Source organism: Mesorhizobium sp. M7A.F.Ca.CA.001.04.2.1 (assembly GCF_003998485.1).
GTDB lineage: Bacteria > Pseudomonadota > Alphaproteobacteria > Rhizobiales > Rhizobiaceae > Mesorhizobium > Mesorhizobium ciceri.
Genome location: NZ_RZQT01000144.1, coordinates 1 through 14,514, shown reverse-complemented (window position 1 = coordinate 14,514; position 14,514 = coordinate 1). Strand labels below are relative to the sequence as shown.

Here is a 14,514-nt window from a genome sequence, read left to right as displayed (position 1 = left end):
CGAAGATGGAGATGCGCGTGACGGGATCAGCCTCTTCCTGGAGGCGGTCGGCCATCTCGTCGGCCAGTCGTTTTGCCAGCGCATCGAATTCGGCAGGGGCTCCAGCGGCCATGTTCCTGTCGCGCTCCGCGGTCTGGAATGTCGCGCCCCACACCTTGCGCCTTCGTGACTCGTCGAAACCGCCGAAGTAGTCCATGAAACCGGAGACAAGATCGGCCTTGGTGAAAATCAGATAGACTGGAAACTGAACTTTCAGCGTCTCGTGGATTTCCCTCAGCCGGTTGCGTATCTCGGCGACGTGGGTATCTAGCTGCCGGTCGTCGAAGCTCATCAGATCGGCAAGGCTGATGGCCAGGATGACGCCGTTTATCGGTTGCCGGGCGCGGTGCTTCTTGAGCAGTGACAGGAAGGAGAGCCAGCTCTTCTTGTCGCTCTCAGCATTGGAATCCTGCGTCGTGTAGCGACCTGCGGTGTCGATCAACACGGCCTGGTCGGTAAACCACCAGTCGCAGGCACGTGTTCCGCCAATGCCGGCCACCGGTTGGGCGTCTCCTGAACCGGCAAGCGGAAAATTCAGCCCCGAATTGACCAGTGCCGTTGTCTTGCCGGCACCCGGCGGGCCTATGACGACGTACCAGGGGACGTCGTAGAGGAAGTTGCGCTTGCCGCTCGACCCTTTGAGCGCCGCCAAGGCCTCATTCATGCGGGCTTCGAGCAGCCGCCCATCGTCATCATCGCGGTCATCATTGTGCGCAACGACGGTTTCGAGCGCTTTTTGCGCCTTCCTCCCCTGCCAGAAACGCAGCCCGTGAAAAAGCGCCAGCGTCGCCACGATTACACCGATGATCGTTGCACGCAGCCAGGCAGGCCCGAGCGGCCGGCTATCGGCAAAGCGGATCAAGGGGCCGGCAAACCATATGGCCGTCGCGAAGCCGATCAGCGCGGTCATGCTGAATATCCGCAGCAGCCAACGCGTCATGGATGCTTCCAGCAGGTCGTCACAATGTCTCCTCCCTGGGGATCATCACATCGACACGGCGGTTCCTGGCGCGGCCTTCCGGCGTCGCGTTTTCGGCGATCGGTTCGTCCTCGCCCTTGCCGTCCACCGTCAGTCGCGAGGGATCGCTGAATTTCGCGGCCATCAGGGCTTCGACGGCTTTGGCCCGGGCCAGCGAAAGGTCGAAGTTGGATTTGAAGGCGCTCGACCGACGCGGTTTGACATTATCCGTGTGGCCGACGATCCGGATCGGTCCAGGCTCGTGCTCAAGAGCCGCGGCGATGTCGGCGGCGATGGGCTGAAATTCCGGCTTCGTCTCGGCCCTGCCGGACTGGAACAGCAGCAGATTGTTGATTTCCACGACGATGAAGTCGCCCTTGGTGCCAATGGCCAGTCCGCCGCCTTCGACGTCCTTGGCCAGCACCGCACGAATACGATCGATCTGAGCGTTGGCCGCCGGTGGGGCGACTTTGGCTGGCTCGACCAGCGGCGCCACGCTGGCGCGCTCGATAGCGACGGGTATTGATGGGTTGAGTGCCAGCAATTCACCTGCGGCGGCGTCGCCTTCATTGGAGATGAAGACCCGCAATGCGAAGAACGCTGCCGCCAGCAGCGCCGACGCTGACGCGGCAACCACCCAAAGCGGCAGGCGGGCCGAGGACTGCGCCATCGTCTCGGCCAAGCCCTGCCAGCGCGGCGAGATGTCTTCACCCGCACGCGTCCTGAAGTAGCGAAGCGTCTCGTAGACGTCGCGTCGAACGCGCTCGAGATTGTTGTCTTCGCGCCTCACGCCGCGATACTGGCCCTCGAACCCCAGCGACAGACAGACATGCATCAGTTCGAGCAGATCGTAATGTGTCTCGGGATGGGCCAGGATCTTGTTCAGTGCTTCGTAGAAGCCTGTGCCGGAGGACTGGGTATGAAAGAACTGCCACGACATGCTGCGTTGCGACCAGTCGTCTTTCCCAGGCCAAGGCAGGTTGCCGATGAGATCGTCGGCTGTTTCGCACAGAACATAACGCGCAATCCGCGCATCCTCTTCGGCAACGTCCGATTTCTCGACCGTCCGGTCGAATTTTTCGATGGCCTCAGCGACATGTTGCGCCAGTGGCTCCGCCTGTCTTTCGACAGGCATCAGCCTGAGTTGCCCAAACAGCATCAGCAAAGGAGCGGCCGCAGCGAGAATAGTGTTTGCCGCGCAGTATCTGACCACCTCGGCGGCGCCGAGCAGCGTGCCCTGCTCGATGGGCGGCTTTGATGCGGCGGCCGAAGAGCTGGTACCTGCTGGGGCACCCAGGGCCGGGCCTTGATAGATGACGGTTCCTGATACCCAGCCCGGTGGCCGCACGACACCAGGATCGAACACGGTTGAATCCTCGATCCTGGAGGTGTCCACGATGGATTGCTCCGGAACCGGCGGCGGTTTTTGCGTGCGCCGTGGATTTGCGCGAATGACGGTCTTGCCCGCCGGACCGAAGGGGTCGTCCTTCGAGCTCATCGCCGATCACTCGTGCAGGCGGGATACCCGCGATTGGGCGAGACAGGCGCAAGACGGTTTCTGGTCGGGTAAAGGGACCGCAACCCCGGTCGGCCGCGGCAGTGTCCGCAGAAGGATTGGCCAGAAAATCCTGTCCCGCCGTAGCATGACATTGCCGCAGACCCCCAGGTCAATGAGTCTTACCCGCTTGGCGAACTGTCGTATGCGATTGTAATCTCAGAAATTGTTTATTGGAACCGGATGCCGGGCGTCGGAGGACTTTTCTGATTGGCCTGCCAGGCGTTTCCTGGATCGCCTATTTTTGCTTGTCGGCTTTGGCGTAGGCCTCGCTGAAATACGCCAGGAAGATGTCCAGCATGCCGTTTTCATGTGCCTCCTCCATGGTCCGCCATGTCGCGACATAGGCGTCCCAGGCCTGCCCCTTCTTCGATGTGAACGACGTAGGCGGGAGTTTCCTGCCGATCGCCTCGGGCGACAGGTCGTCAAGCAGTCGGGAGAGCGCAGCTTGCATGGCGGCATAGGTGGCGAATTCGTGCGTCTTCAGATCGCGGAATGCGTCCTCGATACTGCGCCTGGCATCAAGATAGCCGGCCCTGCGACGGGCGAACATGATTTCGAGGATGTCGTCGGTTCCTGGAACGAACTTCAGCGGATTGTTGTCGGCGGCGCTGATCATCGTTCGTTGTGTGCTCTTGGCCAGCATTTTCGCGGCCGCACGTGCTTTCAGCAGCAACGTCAGTTCCTCGACCACCACCCGCAGGACCGTGCCGATTTCGGCGGCAACTTCATGCGGGTCGCGTAATTGAAGCAATTCCGGCGAAATGCCGGCTCCGATCGCGATCTCCCGCAAGACCTCGTCTCTGGTCGAAGGCAGGGGTGGGGAGTGCGGCGGAATGCGCTGCCCGGGCCGTTGCTGCGCGGGATCGAAGAAAGGTGCATCTTTGAATTCCAGCGGTCGGCCTGTCGCGGGCGGCATGTCTCGCTGCTCGGATTTGTAGCTGGGGTAGCCCGCCGTGGCGCGCTCTTCGTCGATCGATACCAAGATGACATAACGGCCGATCAGTATCCGGTCGCCATGGCCAAGCCGGTGTGGCCCGGTCATGCGCTGGCTCGATCCGTTGATGAAAGTCCCATTGCGCGAGATGTCGTGCAGCCAGAACGCGCCCGCCTCGTAGCGAACCTCGCAGTGGCGGCCCGAGATGAACTTGTCGGGATCCGGCAAGGTCCAGTCGCAAGCATCGCGTCCGATTTCGAAGCCGCGATCACGCGCCGCGTAGCTGGTCGAGGTACCAGCGGGCAAGGCGTCGACATTGTTGATTTCCAGACTGATGTGCATCCGAGATCGCCGTCGATCGTTGATCGGTACTCCGCCATTCTAGCAGCTTGCGGGTAAAACAGGACAGAAGCGTTTCAAGCCGATGAACCGGCTGGTTAATGCATGTCGCCCAAAAGTGCCCTCCGTTTGAGAAAACGACATTGCATGAAACAAGACCTGAAGGTGCAGCGCGTGAATCCGACCAACCGCGATACGGTTTAGGTTTCTGTCGCCCCATGTCCTCTTTGGCCAGCAGGAAAACATGTGGTAGGCTCAACATGGCCTGGCGTGGCGGATCTAAGAAGTTCCTGAACGGAATGCTGTTAATATAGCGGGAACTTCAAATCCATCACATTGGCGGCCGCGTCCAGGAGGGGGCTCGACCCATGCCCAATGAACGTGCCACCGTTGTCCGCACACCGGTTGGCTCCGAGCTGTTGACCTTCACGCATCTTGTCGGACGCGATGAGATCAGCCGTTGTTTTGCCTATACGGTCGGATTCGTGAGCACCGACTCCGATATCGATCCGTTGAAGATGCTGGGCGGGCCGCTCTCGATCGAAGCTGAATCCGATCCGAAACGCTGGTTCAGCGGCATCGTCTCCGAGTTCCGGCTCACCCGGCTGGAAGATCGGCTGGCCTACTATGAGGCGGTCATCAGGCCGTGGCTCTGGTTTCTCGGCAACACCACCGATTGCCGTATTTTCCAGAACAAGAGCGTCGTCGACATCGTCAAAGACATCTTCAAGAAGTACGGTATCGCGGAATTCGACCTGCGCCTGCAAGGGTCTTATCCCCCGCGCGAATATTGCGTGCAATACGACGAAACCGATCTGGATTTCGTGCAGCGGCTGCTGGAGCATGAAGGCATCCTGTATTTCTTCGAGCATGATGACGGCAAGCACACGCTTGTCCTGGCCGATGCGATGAGCAAGCTGAAGCCCGCGTCGGGCTGCGAGAAAGTGCTCTATAACTTTGAAGGTCAGGGTTCGCGGCGCGATGTCGAATACATCACTGAATGGATACCGGGCAGTTCGGTGCGCCCAGGCGCCTATGCCCACACTGACTATGATTTCACGAAGCCGGGCGCCGATCTCATGGCCAAGTCGGCCCAGCCGTTCAGCCACAAGGAGGCAGCGGGTGAGAACTACCGCCAGCCCGGCGCGCATCTCGAAACGGGCCGGGGAGACAGCCTGGCCGCGATCCGGCGCGAGGAAATCCAGGCCGTCCACCAGCGCATCGCCGCCGTCGGGACCGTGCGCGGCCTCTATTCGGGCTGCACGTTCAAGCTGGATAGCTTTCCGCGTGAGGACCAGAACCAGGAGTATCTGGTGGTCAGCGCCGAATACAGACTGTTTGATCCAGGTTACAGAGCCCATGCTGACGTCAACAGCGAGAATTTCAAGGTGATCCTCGGCTTGGCGCCGACCGCCTTGCCCTATCGTCCGCCACGGATCACGCCCCGGCCGATCATGCGCGGCCCCCAGACGGCGACGGTGGTCGGTCCGTCGGGCGAGGAAATATTCACCGACAAATATGCGCGGGTGAAGGTGCAATTTCATTGGGACCGCTTGGGCAAGAAGGACCAGAACAGCTCCTGCTTTGTGCGGGTGTCGCAGACCTGGGCCGGCAGCGGCTGGGGTTTTATCCAGATCCCGCGCATCGGCCAGGAGGTGATCGTCGACTTCATCGAAGGCGACCCGGACCTGCCGATCATCACCGGCAGGGTCTACAACGCCTCGCAGATGCCGCCCTACGGGCTGCCGGGCAGCGCCACGCAATCGGGCTGGAAGTCCGACTCCTCCAAAGGCGGTGGCGGCTACAACGAGCTGATGTTCGAGGACAAGGCCGGCTCCGAACTGGTCAATTTCCAGGCGCAGAAGGACCATAACCTTCTGGTCAAGCACGACCGCACCAAGCTGGTGCAGCACGACCAGTCCGACCGCATCGACCACGACGCCAAGCACTCCGTCGGCCACAACCTCGACGAGGACGTCGGAAACAACAAGACCGTCAAGGTCGGCGTGGACCAGACCACCAACATCGGCTCGAACGACACCGAGACAGTGGGCGCCAACCGCTCGCTGACGGTCATGGCCAACGAGACCATCCATGTCGTGTCGAACTCGACGGAGAACATCGACGCCAATCACACGCAGACGGTGGGGATTGTGCAGACGGTGAGCGTTGGCGCTGCGCGTGTCGATACGGTCGGAGCATCGGAGACCAGAAGCGTCGGCGGGCCGCAGACCAACACGATCGGCGCGACACGGTCCGTGACGGTTGGGGCAGCGCAGGACCACAGCATAGGTGCGAGCGACAGCTGGACGATTGCTTCCGATCAGAGCGTGTCCATAGGCGGCGGCCACACCGAGAGCATCGCGAAGGATCAAGGTTCGACGGTCGGCGGAGGACGCACCGCTTCGGTAGGCAAGGACGATTCGACATCGGTGGCCGGCGCGCATTCCCTCTCGGTCGGCAAAGACAGTGCCATTTCTGTCACCGGCAATGGCACGATCAAAATCGGCAAGAAGCTGGTCATCGACGCCGGTGACGAAATTCTCATCACAACCGGCTCGGCCAAGATCATGATGAAGAAAGACGGCACGATCGCGATCGAGGGCAAGGACATTTCGGTCAAAGGGTCAGGAAAGATCAGCATCAAGGCTTCTAGCGACATCACGATGAAGGGTTCGAAAATAGGGGAGAACTAGAGCATGGAAAAGGTTCGTGATCGCGTCGATGGCGTCGTAATTGGCCAGTTTCTCGGTTTCGGCGAAGACGGTCCTCTGGTAGTATTTCCGGGCAATTCGAAAGAAACCGCACTAGCGGCGCGCAGCCTTGCCGAACTGTCATCCGATATGATCGGCCAGGAGATCGCCTTGTTGTTCGAGGACGGAGATGCGCGGCGGCCGCTCATCGTCGGGCGCATCGTGGAACTGGTGCGCAAGCATGCGGCACCTGCAGTTATTCGCGATGGAGACCGCGTGCGGATTCACGCCGAAGAACGGATCGAATTACGCTGCGGCAAGGCAACGATCCTGATGGAGAAAGACGGTCGCATCACCATCAGAGGTACTTTCGTTACCAGCCACGCCAGTGCCGCCAACCGTATTCGCGGCGGTTCGATCGACTTAAATTGATGATGGTCGCGGGGAGCTACGGCCAACAATCGGACGGTACCGTTGAACATCGCATCGTCAAGGACATTGTGCGTCAGCACGCCGAGCTGGCGGCTTTCTTGTGGGCGCAGCGCGACACGTTGGCCGCCGAGGACCCACCTGAGGGAAACGTGGTCGACGGCGTCGGCAGGCGGCTTGAGGCAAACCTTGACGGCTTGCGTATTGCCGGGGTAGCCGCATGGCCGTTCATCGAGGCTGCCTATGAGGACTTCCCCGAAAAGGGGGAGTTGTTCCTTTTCACATGGTTGGCAATTGAGCAGGGTAGCGATAACAAGATCCGACAAGCCGTTGAACTTGGCCGTGCTTCGGATGACGATGCGCGGGGCCTGGTCGGAGCACTGGCATGGCATAAGGCCGAAACGATTAGTCCCTTGGTACGGCGTTGGATCAGCGCGCAAGACGCGTTCCTACGCTATCTCGCTGTCGCGGCCTGCCGCGAACATGGGGTCGACCCAAAAGCTCTGTTGACGAATCTGATGCGCGATCCTGACGTCCGCGTGCGGGCAAACAGCCTGCATTTGGCGGGGGTACTGCAACGCCTCGATCTGGTGCACGAAGTTGCTGGCGCGCTAGATGCCGACGACGGAAGCGTGCGGCTATGGGCAGCCTGGACACTGAACGAACTTGACCGCGGGGATTTGGCGAGGGCGGAGTTGCGAAAGGTTGCGGCCACCAATGGGCCAAATGCACCGACGGCTTTGCGAGCCTTGATCAAGGCAGGGCCACAGGACGACGTCCGCGCCTTCATGGGTGGCTTGCTCAAGTCGCCCGACACGGCGTCGCTAGCCGTGCGTGGCGCCGGCATGCTGGGCGATCGTTCGATCCTGCCTTGGCTGGTGCAGCAGATGCGCATTCCAGCGCTCGCTGCGGCCGCTGGCGGCGCGCTGCTCGAGACCTTCCCGGAAGCACGCGGCATCGACGGGTTGTTTACGCTCGATCCGACCACGCTTGGGCCTGACTTTGAGGATCACTTCGGCGATTTTGCGATGAAGGTGCCTGTGGCAGAGAACGTTAGGATGTGGAGCAACAGTGTGCTCCAAAAATAATCAAGAAACGCGCCGAGACCGCGACTCGAGCCACGAGCCGATCGATCAGGATCCCCGTGGGGTATCGAGAATTTCGGCGCAGCGCACCGCGGTCATGATCGGTGCCAATGACGCGTCTGTTAGAAGCACAACCGGCGCAATCTGGGTTTCCTCCACCGGCCACCAATCGCTGATTCCGCCCCTTATGACCGCCCATGCATCGTCTGAGCGCCCGGCTTTGGCCAGCGCGGCGGCGAGGAACACCACGTTGTCGAAAATACCGGGCAGGGTGTTGTCTTTTTCAAACATCTGCACCGCACCCTCATGATACTCATAGACACGCGCCAGTCCGATCATATGATCGGCCCGTGTCTGCGGATCCGAAAACTTTTTCTTGCTGCCTTCAACCTTCACCACCGCCTCAGCAAAGCGAACTGCGCCACCAAGCTGCACACCCTGCGGTAAGCGAAAATCCTCCGAACCGTGTGATGCGGCGAACGCAGCCAGCCTTGCGAGTATCTTCAGAAGATCGGGATCGCCCTTCTTTCCCAAACTGCGGCGGCCGATCTCCGCTGTCTTTGCGGCTCGATCCCAGCTTTCGGTTTGGCGTGCCGCTAGCGAGCAAAGCGTGATCTGATCAATCTGGACGTCGAACGTCTCGAATTGGTCTAGTGCGGCGACGGACGTCTCGACATGTCCGAGCACTTCGTGCCATTGACCGCGGTACGCCGAGATCTCCGCGAGAGCCGCTGCGGCCCGGGCCGTACCCTTCTTCACCAGGTCGGCGAACGCCTGTTCCGCTTCTTCGATGTCCCCACCCAGAGCCTTCTTTTGTGCCGCCTCAAGCTGCGTTAGTTTTGCCATTCGGGAATCTCCGGGTTAAACCTGTGAGCGATGTCGCGATGAAGTTCGTCATCGATTTCAAGAGTGTTGTCTTCGTCGACAAAAAAAGCGCCTTCAGCGTAACACGCGTCAATCGTTTTGATCATTGCCGTAAGGCTCTCATACTCCACAGGCTGCTGGGGCTCCCCATGAATGAAGCCGATTATCTCTGCGGTTTCCTTCTTCTCATGGCCGCATGAGGCGAGGTAGAAATCCCCGCCTCCGTCAGCAAACACCGGAAACCACCCTTTGCGCCACTGCGGTGCGTCCCTTCGTTCCATGAATATTTCGACAGCTTCTTCGAGCGACAGCAGGTAGAAGCCGGGGAAAAAGTAAACGGTGTCCAACTGCTCGCCTTCGTTCACCCTGGTTCCGTCGCGCCAGCGATATAGTTGCTCCAACTCCAACGGAAGCGGGAAAGGCAACCGTGCCTCCCAGGCACGGATGTCCATGGTGGACAGCCCGGGCTGGAGCAGAGTTGGCGTTACGCGTCCGAGACGCGTCAGAAATTGAACGATCCGGTCCAGTTCTTCGATCATTGCAGGAGCCTGACTCTAGATGACTTCCACCCAATATGAATCGCCGTTGCCAATATTGTTGTTCTGATAAAACGACGAAAGTTTGCCGCCTTGGGCGTTCTGCTCCGACACCGGAATCGCCGCGACGGCGGCTTTCGGCTTACCCGGAGGTTTTCCACCCTGGGTCGAAGAGGCGAAGGGAAACTCGTCGAGCGACGTCTTTTTCTTGCCCTTTTTCTCGCCTTTGAGCGCGGCTCGCCGGTTCTTGCGGATGGCGCTTCGGCTTGTCTGGCGCGTCAGCTTCTTCTTGCCGGAAGCGGGCATCCGCTTCTTCATGTTGGCTACCTTGTTAGGAAAGGTTGCCGAATCGAAAACGACCGTAGGCAGCGGGGCTGGATTTGCATTCCCCTGCAGGTCGACCGTATTTTTGTTGTTGTGATATTTCTTGTCGGTGTGGCGGCAGGCGTTCTTGCCATCCATCTTGACGTCGAACGAGTAGAGTATCCAATCTGTTGCCTGTTTGAACGTATTGGATTTGACGCCGCCAACCGTTCCGGGTTCGTCACCCGTACTCATCCCGTATTGCGAGCCTTTGTTAGCAATCATGGCGCCGCCCTTAGCGAAGACGGTTGTCGTGCCATTCTGCAATGTGCTGCTCATTGCGAAGTTGGGATAAGGCAAGGGAATGGGGCCGCCCGGGCTCGGAGTCTTGCAAACGTCGGGGATTGTCGCCTTGGAGAATCCGGTGGACGATTTGTGGGTTAAGCCGAGGCCATTGACGGTGATATGCGTCGGCATCAGGCAGCCTTTCGCCTGCCGCCGAGTAGTGCGGCTGCGCGAACGCCGTTCTCGGAACTGGTCCAGATCAGGGACAGGGGTCCGGTCTGATAATTGCGGGCTTCGGCTTCCGCCACAAGGCTGACAAACAAAGGTCCGCTCGCCGCACCCACATCGCCCCAGCAATCGGCAGGGGTCTCGAAATCGGCCGCATCCCTGAACCGACCGGGATTGCGGATGGTTGCGAAGCCGTACTCGTTGGCTCGATAGCGTTCGCCGTTCATGTCGCAGATTATCCGATCGACTGGATCTGTTACGGCCTTTTCGAACAAGTTACGGAACGCAGCACCAAGTCCTTCGCCAAGAACGACGGTCTCGGTTCGGATGCGTTTTTCCTCGTGCGCGCCTTCGATGCCGATCAGTTGGAGCCGTGGCGGGATAGCATATTTCCGGGCGGTTCGCAGAGTTGTCATCAGGCAAAATCCCGCCGCCTCTCCAGGGCAGAACCCATAGATGTTGCCCTCTGAATGCAGTTGTTCATTTTCGTCCAACCACACGAGTGTCTCGGTCTGCAGATAGGTATCGACGCCGCCAGCCAGGCAGAACGTTACGCTGCCCTCGCGCAGGCTTTTTGACGCTTGCAGCATGGCGATCATACCGCCGGCATGGCCTCCAGCAATGGATCCGCCGCCCTGGAACACGGCGTATTGTGACAGACCACTGCGAAGTTGAGCATGCACTTGGACTGCGAATTCGCCATCCTGGCCAGGCCTGGGTTCGCCTGTCGCCACGATTAACGACACCGGTGCGTTTCCGAGGGCGCCAAGCATCGGCCGCAATGCCTGCACGGCCGGATCGAAAGCGATTGCGACAGCGCGATCGGGACCCCGCATATGAAGGTCAATACCCATGTCGCGGGTGACCTTCATTTGCTCGCCGAAGCGGTCGACCATCGTGGGATGTTGCTGGATTGCGGAAATGCCAGCGCGAACCGCGGCCGCACTGGAAGCAGCGTCGAATCCCAACGGCGTTCGCGCGCCGATGCCGACGATGACGATGGCGTCGTCTCTAGCCATCGACGAATTCCTCCGTCCAGATACCCATGCGCGTGGCGGCCGCCGAAACAGTCTGACGACGTAGGCTTATGGTGGTGCTCTTCAGCCGCTCCTCGTCATAAGGAACATACAGCGTGGTCATCCATGTAATGGAGAACTGACGCTTGTCTGGTTTGATCCGTAGCGTATGGATCGTCGGCTCCTCATGCTGCCGGGAGGGTCGGTTGTTGAACTCCGTATGTATGTCGAAGCCGATACGAGGCAGTACGAACTGGAAAAACCCGTCGCCAGTGAAATTGCCCAGCCGCACGGTTTCATAGCCGACAAGTGGCGTCCTGGTTTGCTGATCTTCCGGCGCGCACTGGTAGTATGTTCGGCTGAAATCCAAGGGCAGCAGCGGATCACGCCTCTTTTGCCATTCATCGCCATAGGTGCCCGCATATTTGGCGCGCGGCATCCAGTGCCGCGCCACTGGACCGAAACCTGCTGGCCGGCCGCTTTGGTGATCGCGATAGGGTGCGTCAGGATACTCGAAGTTGGGGCCGGTCCTGCCGATCAAATGTCGTGCATCGACGGCGAAGCCGGTTCCTACGGGGTTTCGTCGGTCCCAATCGGGCGTGGAGGCCTGAGTGTCCGTGCCGCCAAAAGTTCTCCGCCAAGAAATCGGAATCCGAATGAAAGGCTCGGGTCGGCTCATACGCACCAGTACCGGCCCCGGCATAAAAATACGGTCGCCAATCGCACGCACGCTCTTGTCCAACACGTTGCCTATCTTGATACGCGCCATCGACTCGATATTCGGTCGCTGATCAGGCGCATATACGTGGCCTTCTACAAGGACATCGGTGTGCTTCTTTTCAATGACGAGATCGTCGTCATCAAGTAATTCCAGGGCGTCAGCGCTGTGGATAGGGGCCATATTAACAGGAACCTGATCCTTCAGAAGCTGCTGCTTACCGTCGAGGTCAAGTTCGAACGATGCTTTGATCGCGATCAGCCACCATTCGTGGCCGTGTTCGTCGCGGGTCCAAGCTTCCTGGGCCGCAAATGGCGTCTCGTTCCAGAGATTCCACATCGGTCAACAGATCTCCCCACTGACGGCAAGGAGAGATTCGAGGATTTTGGTGGGTTCCTCCGGATCGACGTCGTAAAGGTCGGAGGTTGCGGTCCACACGACCATGCCGTCGATCGCTTCCCCGCGTTCGTCGCGATCAGGGAAGGGAAAAACCAGCAGCGCCTGGTCGAGCGCGTCCGGCGTCAGCCCGGTCTCCTGGGTTTCAAAACAAAGCGCTTCCATGTCGCGGAACCAGTCGGCCCTACGCGTCATCGTCTCGTCCGCAGAGGACATCATCGCGACGATGCTAAGAGGAAAGCGCCGTCCAACCCGGTCGGCCGAGGGCAAGATTACCCCCGCCGCGTTTCCGAATGCCGCAGGCCCTGAGATGAAACGTAGTGGGATTCGTTCGTCCCAGGCTTTCGAGCCCATCAGCGGGACGAGATGCTGCGCCAGCCAGCGGTCCCAAGCGCGCACAAAGTCGCCCGGCAGCCGCCTCGTCACGAAATCGCCGGTGGCGGGCATTTTTCCGTAAAAACCGGGCACATTCATATCTGCGGCGGACATGTGAACTTCTTGAACATTTCGAGGTTGTACGGATTTTCGACGCTGGCGGCCTTGAGCTCGAAATCGGCGTACATGCCTTTCGTGCCCAGACGCAGGCTGTAGACGTCGGTCAGCGAAGTGCTGGCGAAGCGGCCACTGCGGAGCATCCTCAGCCACGCCCAGCTGCCGGTTTCGTTGAGCATTATTTCAGGCGATCCGTCGATCGGCTGGAAGGCGAGCGAGATGACGCCCGTGCCGTCCTTGCCGGGCCATGTCATGGGTTGCGGCCGCGTTGCGTTGTTGTAGTAGACGAGGCTCTGGCCATCGAGATTGAGCGTGACGCGCGTGACGTTGGGAGACAGGTCCTTCGGTTCAAGCGTGAAGCTCATCACGGGTCCGCTGCCGCCCGCAAATAGATCGTCGCGGATGTGCCTGGCCTGCTCGAACGCCGCCAAGGCCGAACCGTCAAGGCCGAAATCGGCGCGCCATTTCCATGGCTGGCTGGTCATGTCGACATAGTTGATCAGATGGTCGTTGATGAAACCGTCAATCAGCCCGGCCGGCCCAAAGAGGCGGGCGAAATCCCGTACGTTCACGTCCACCGCGCTCTCGGCGCTGAACGGATAGCGGTCGTTCAGCGCCGCCTGGCAGAAAGGCAGGATATCGGCCCGCCAGATGGCGTTGAGCTCCGAAGTGACCGCCTTCTGAGTCAAATTGCTGGTGTCGCCGGCAATCCCGCCCAGCCAAATGCTGATAGGGTCGGGCAGGATCTGTGCCTGCCGGGCGACCGCTCCCGTCAGTTCGGCAAGGCCGCCCTGCTTCTTGATAGCATCCTGCGGATTGGGGTTCGCGGTGACCGTCTGCAGCACGTTGGATAGCGCGGTCAGCGCGACGACCGCGGCATCCAGTGCCGGCGGCTGGCCATCGACCTCGGCAATGGTGCTCTTGAGTGGTTTGAAATGTTCGGCCACAAGATTGCCGGTCAGGTCCACCTCGCTGGCCGAACCCGCCCGTGGCAACAGTTTTGCCCCTGTTTTCACTATCTTGCCAAGCTTGCCCAGTTTGCCGAGCAGTTTCGAGCCGCCTTTGGCTGCCGCCTTGTCATCTCCGGCGGGCGCGTCATCCGAACGGGTGAGCTCCGTCTCTTGCACCACTGCCGTCAGCAGGCGCTTCAGCGCGGAATCGGCGCTCGAAAGATCCTTGAGGTTCTCACTGGCGACGATGAGATCGGTCAATGGCGCGAGCCTCATGTCGCGCAGGAAGCTGTCCCATTGCGCGATATAGTCGTCATAGTAGAGCTTCAGAATATCCTCGGACAGCGCGGAGACCGAGGTTTCGGAGTTCTCTGAGCAGCCGCCAGCGAAAACGGCACGATCGAGCGCCGCCTGTGCGGCGACATCGTCGATGCGATCGAGAATGACGTCGTGAAAGCCGGCATAGGTGAATGCTCCGGAAATGCCGACGCGAAGCGTCTTGGCGGAACGCCGCGCGAACACCTTGCTGCCGTTGGGGCCGGCGAAATTCGCCGGGATCCACTCCTTGAGCCCGGCCACTGCCGGATCGGCCAGCAACTGTTTGTAGGCGCGCGCCGGCAACGAAATGGTACACACCGTTTTCAGCGCTTCGGCAACCAGGGCCTGGTCGGGCGCGACATAGCTCTCGTCG

Annotated in this window: 13 protein-coding genes; 3 read left to right on the top strand and 10 right to left on the bottom strand. The window is 60.0% G+C overall.

Going from position 1 to position 14,514, the window contains the following annotated elements; translation table 11 throughout:
* The 3 genes from tssM (EN955_RS29445) to tagH all read right to left on the bottom strand — a co-directional run.
* Nucleotides 1-979: type VI secretion system membrane subunit TssM (tssM, locus tag EN955_RS29445; RefSeq protein WP_127223502.1), on the bottom strand; the 979-nt coding region annotated here is incomplete at its 3' end.
* 19 nt (nucleotides 980-998) lie between these two features.
* Nucleotides 999-2,495: a type VI secretion system protein TssL, long form gene (gene tssL / locus EN955_RS29440; protein WP_024504488.1), complete on the bottom strand. Its 1,497-nt coding sequence runs from the start codon at nucleotides 2,493-2,495 to the stop codon at nucleotides 999-1,001.
* Between the two features lie 295 nt (nucleotides 2,496-2,790).
* Entirely contained in the window at nucleotides 2,791-3,831 is a 1,041-nt protein-coding gene (gene tagH / locus EN955_RS29435) for a type VI secretion system-associated FHA domain protein TagH (protein WP_024504487.1), read from the bottom strand.
* Between the two features lie 365 nt (nucleotides 3,832-4,196).
* On the opposite strand from tagH, the gene tssI reads away from it, so the two are divergent.
* The 3 genes from tssI to EN955_RS29420 are packed head-to-tail and all read left to right on the top strand — an operon-like array spanning nucleotide 4,197 to nucleotide 8,038.
* A complete protein-coding gene (gene tssI, locus EN955_RS29430; protein ID WP_024504486.1) occupies nucleotides 4,197-6,524 on the top strand; it encodes a type VI secretion system tip protein TssI/VgrG in 2,328 nt (775 codons plus the stop codon).
* A 3-nt stretch (nucleotides 6,525-6,527) separates the two neighbouring features.
* Entirely contained in the window at nucleotides 6,528-6,953 is a 426-nt protein-coding gene (locus EN955_RS29425; protein WP_013525291.1) for a DUF6484 domain-containing protein, read from the top strand.
* Nucleotides 6,950-8,038, top strand: coding sequence for a hypothetical protein (locus EN955_RS29420; protein WP_164752018.1), 1,089 nt, complete (start codon nucleotides 6,950-6,952; stop codon nucleotides 8,036-8,038). The genes EN955_RS29425 and EN955_RS29420 overlap by 4 nt, the downstream gene beginning before the upstream one ends.
* Nucleotides 8,039-8,083: 45 nt before the next feature.
* Here the strand turns inward: EN955_RS29420 and EN955_RS29415 are convergent, their stop codons facing one another.
* The 7 genes from EN955_RS29415 to tssM (EN955_RS29385) form a co-directional block, all read right to left on the bottom strand.
* The gene (locus EN955_RS29415) at nucleotides 8,084-8,881 is read right to left on the bottom strand and encodes a hypothetical protein (RefSeq protein WP_024504485.1); all 798 of its coding nucleotides are present in this window, start codon (nucleotides 8,879-8,881) and stop codon (nucleotides 8,084-8,086) included.
* Nucleotides 8,869-9,438 (bottom strand): SMI1/KNR4 family protein, encoded by a 570-nt coding sequence (locus EN955_RS29410; protein WP_013525294.1) that lies wholly within the window; start codon nucleotides 9,436-9,438, stop codon nucleotides 8,869-8,871. Before EN955_RS29410 ends, EN955_RS29415 begins: the two co-directional genes overlap by 13 nt.
* Before the next feature lie 15 nt (nucleotides 9,439-9,453).
* Nucleotides 9,454-10,215 (bottom strand): PAAR-like domain-containing protein, encoded by a 762-nt coding sequence (locus tag EN955_RS29405; RefSeq protein ID WP_013525295.1) that lies wholly within the window; start codon nucleotides 10,213-10,215, stop codon nucleotides 9,454-9,456.
* Entirely contained in the window at nucleotides 10,215-11,147 is a 933-nt protein-coding gene (locus tag EN955_RS29400; protein ID WP_164753876.1) for a beta-ketoacyl synthase N-terminal-like domain-containing protein, read from the bottom strand. The genes EN955_RS29405 and EN955_RS29400 overlap by 1 nt, the downstream gene beginning before the upstream one ends.
* Nucleotides 11,148-11,262: 115 nt before the next feature.
* The gene (locus EN955_RS29395) at nucleotides 11,263-12,324 is read right to left on the bottom strand and encodes a DUF2169 domain-containing protein (protein WP_013525297.1); all 1,062 of its coding nucleotides are present in this window, start codon (nucleotides 12,322-12,324) and stop codon (nucleotides 11,263-11,265) included.
* Nucleotides 12,325-12,327: 3 nt separating this feature from the next.
* Nucleotides 12,328-12,870: a type VI secretion system-associated protein TagF gene (gene tagF, locus EN955_RS29390; RefSeq protein WP_024504484.1), complete on the bottom strand. Its 543-nt coding sequence runs from the start codon at nucleotides 12,868-12,870 to the stop codon at nucleotides 12,328-12,330.
* Nucleotides 12,852-14,514 (bottom strand): type VI secretion system membrane subunit TssM (tssM, locus tag EN955_RS29385; RefSeq protein ID WP_127223501.1); only part of this gene is annotated, 1,663 nt, incomplete at its 5' end. The genes tssM (EN955_RS29385) and tagF, both read right to left, overlap by 19 nt.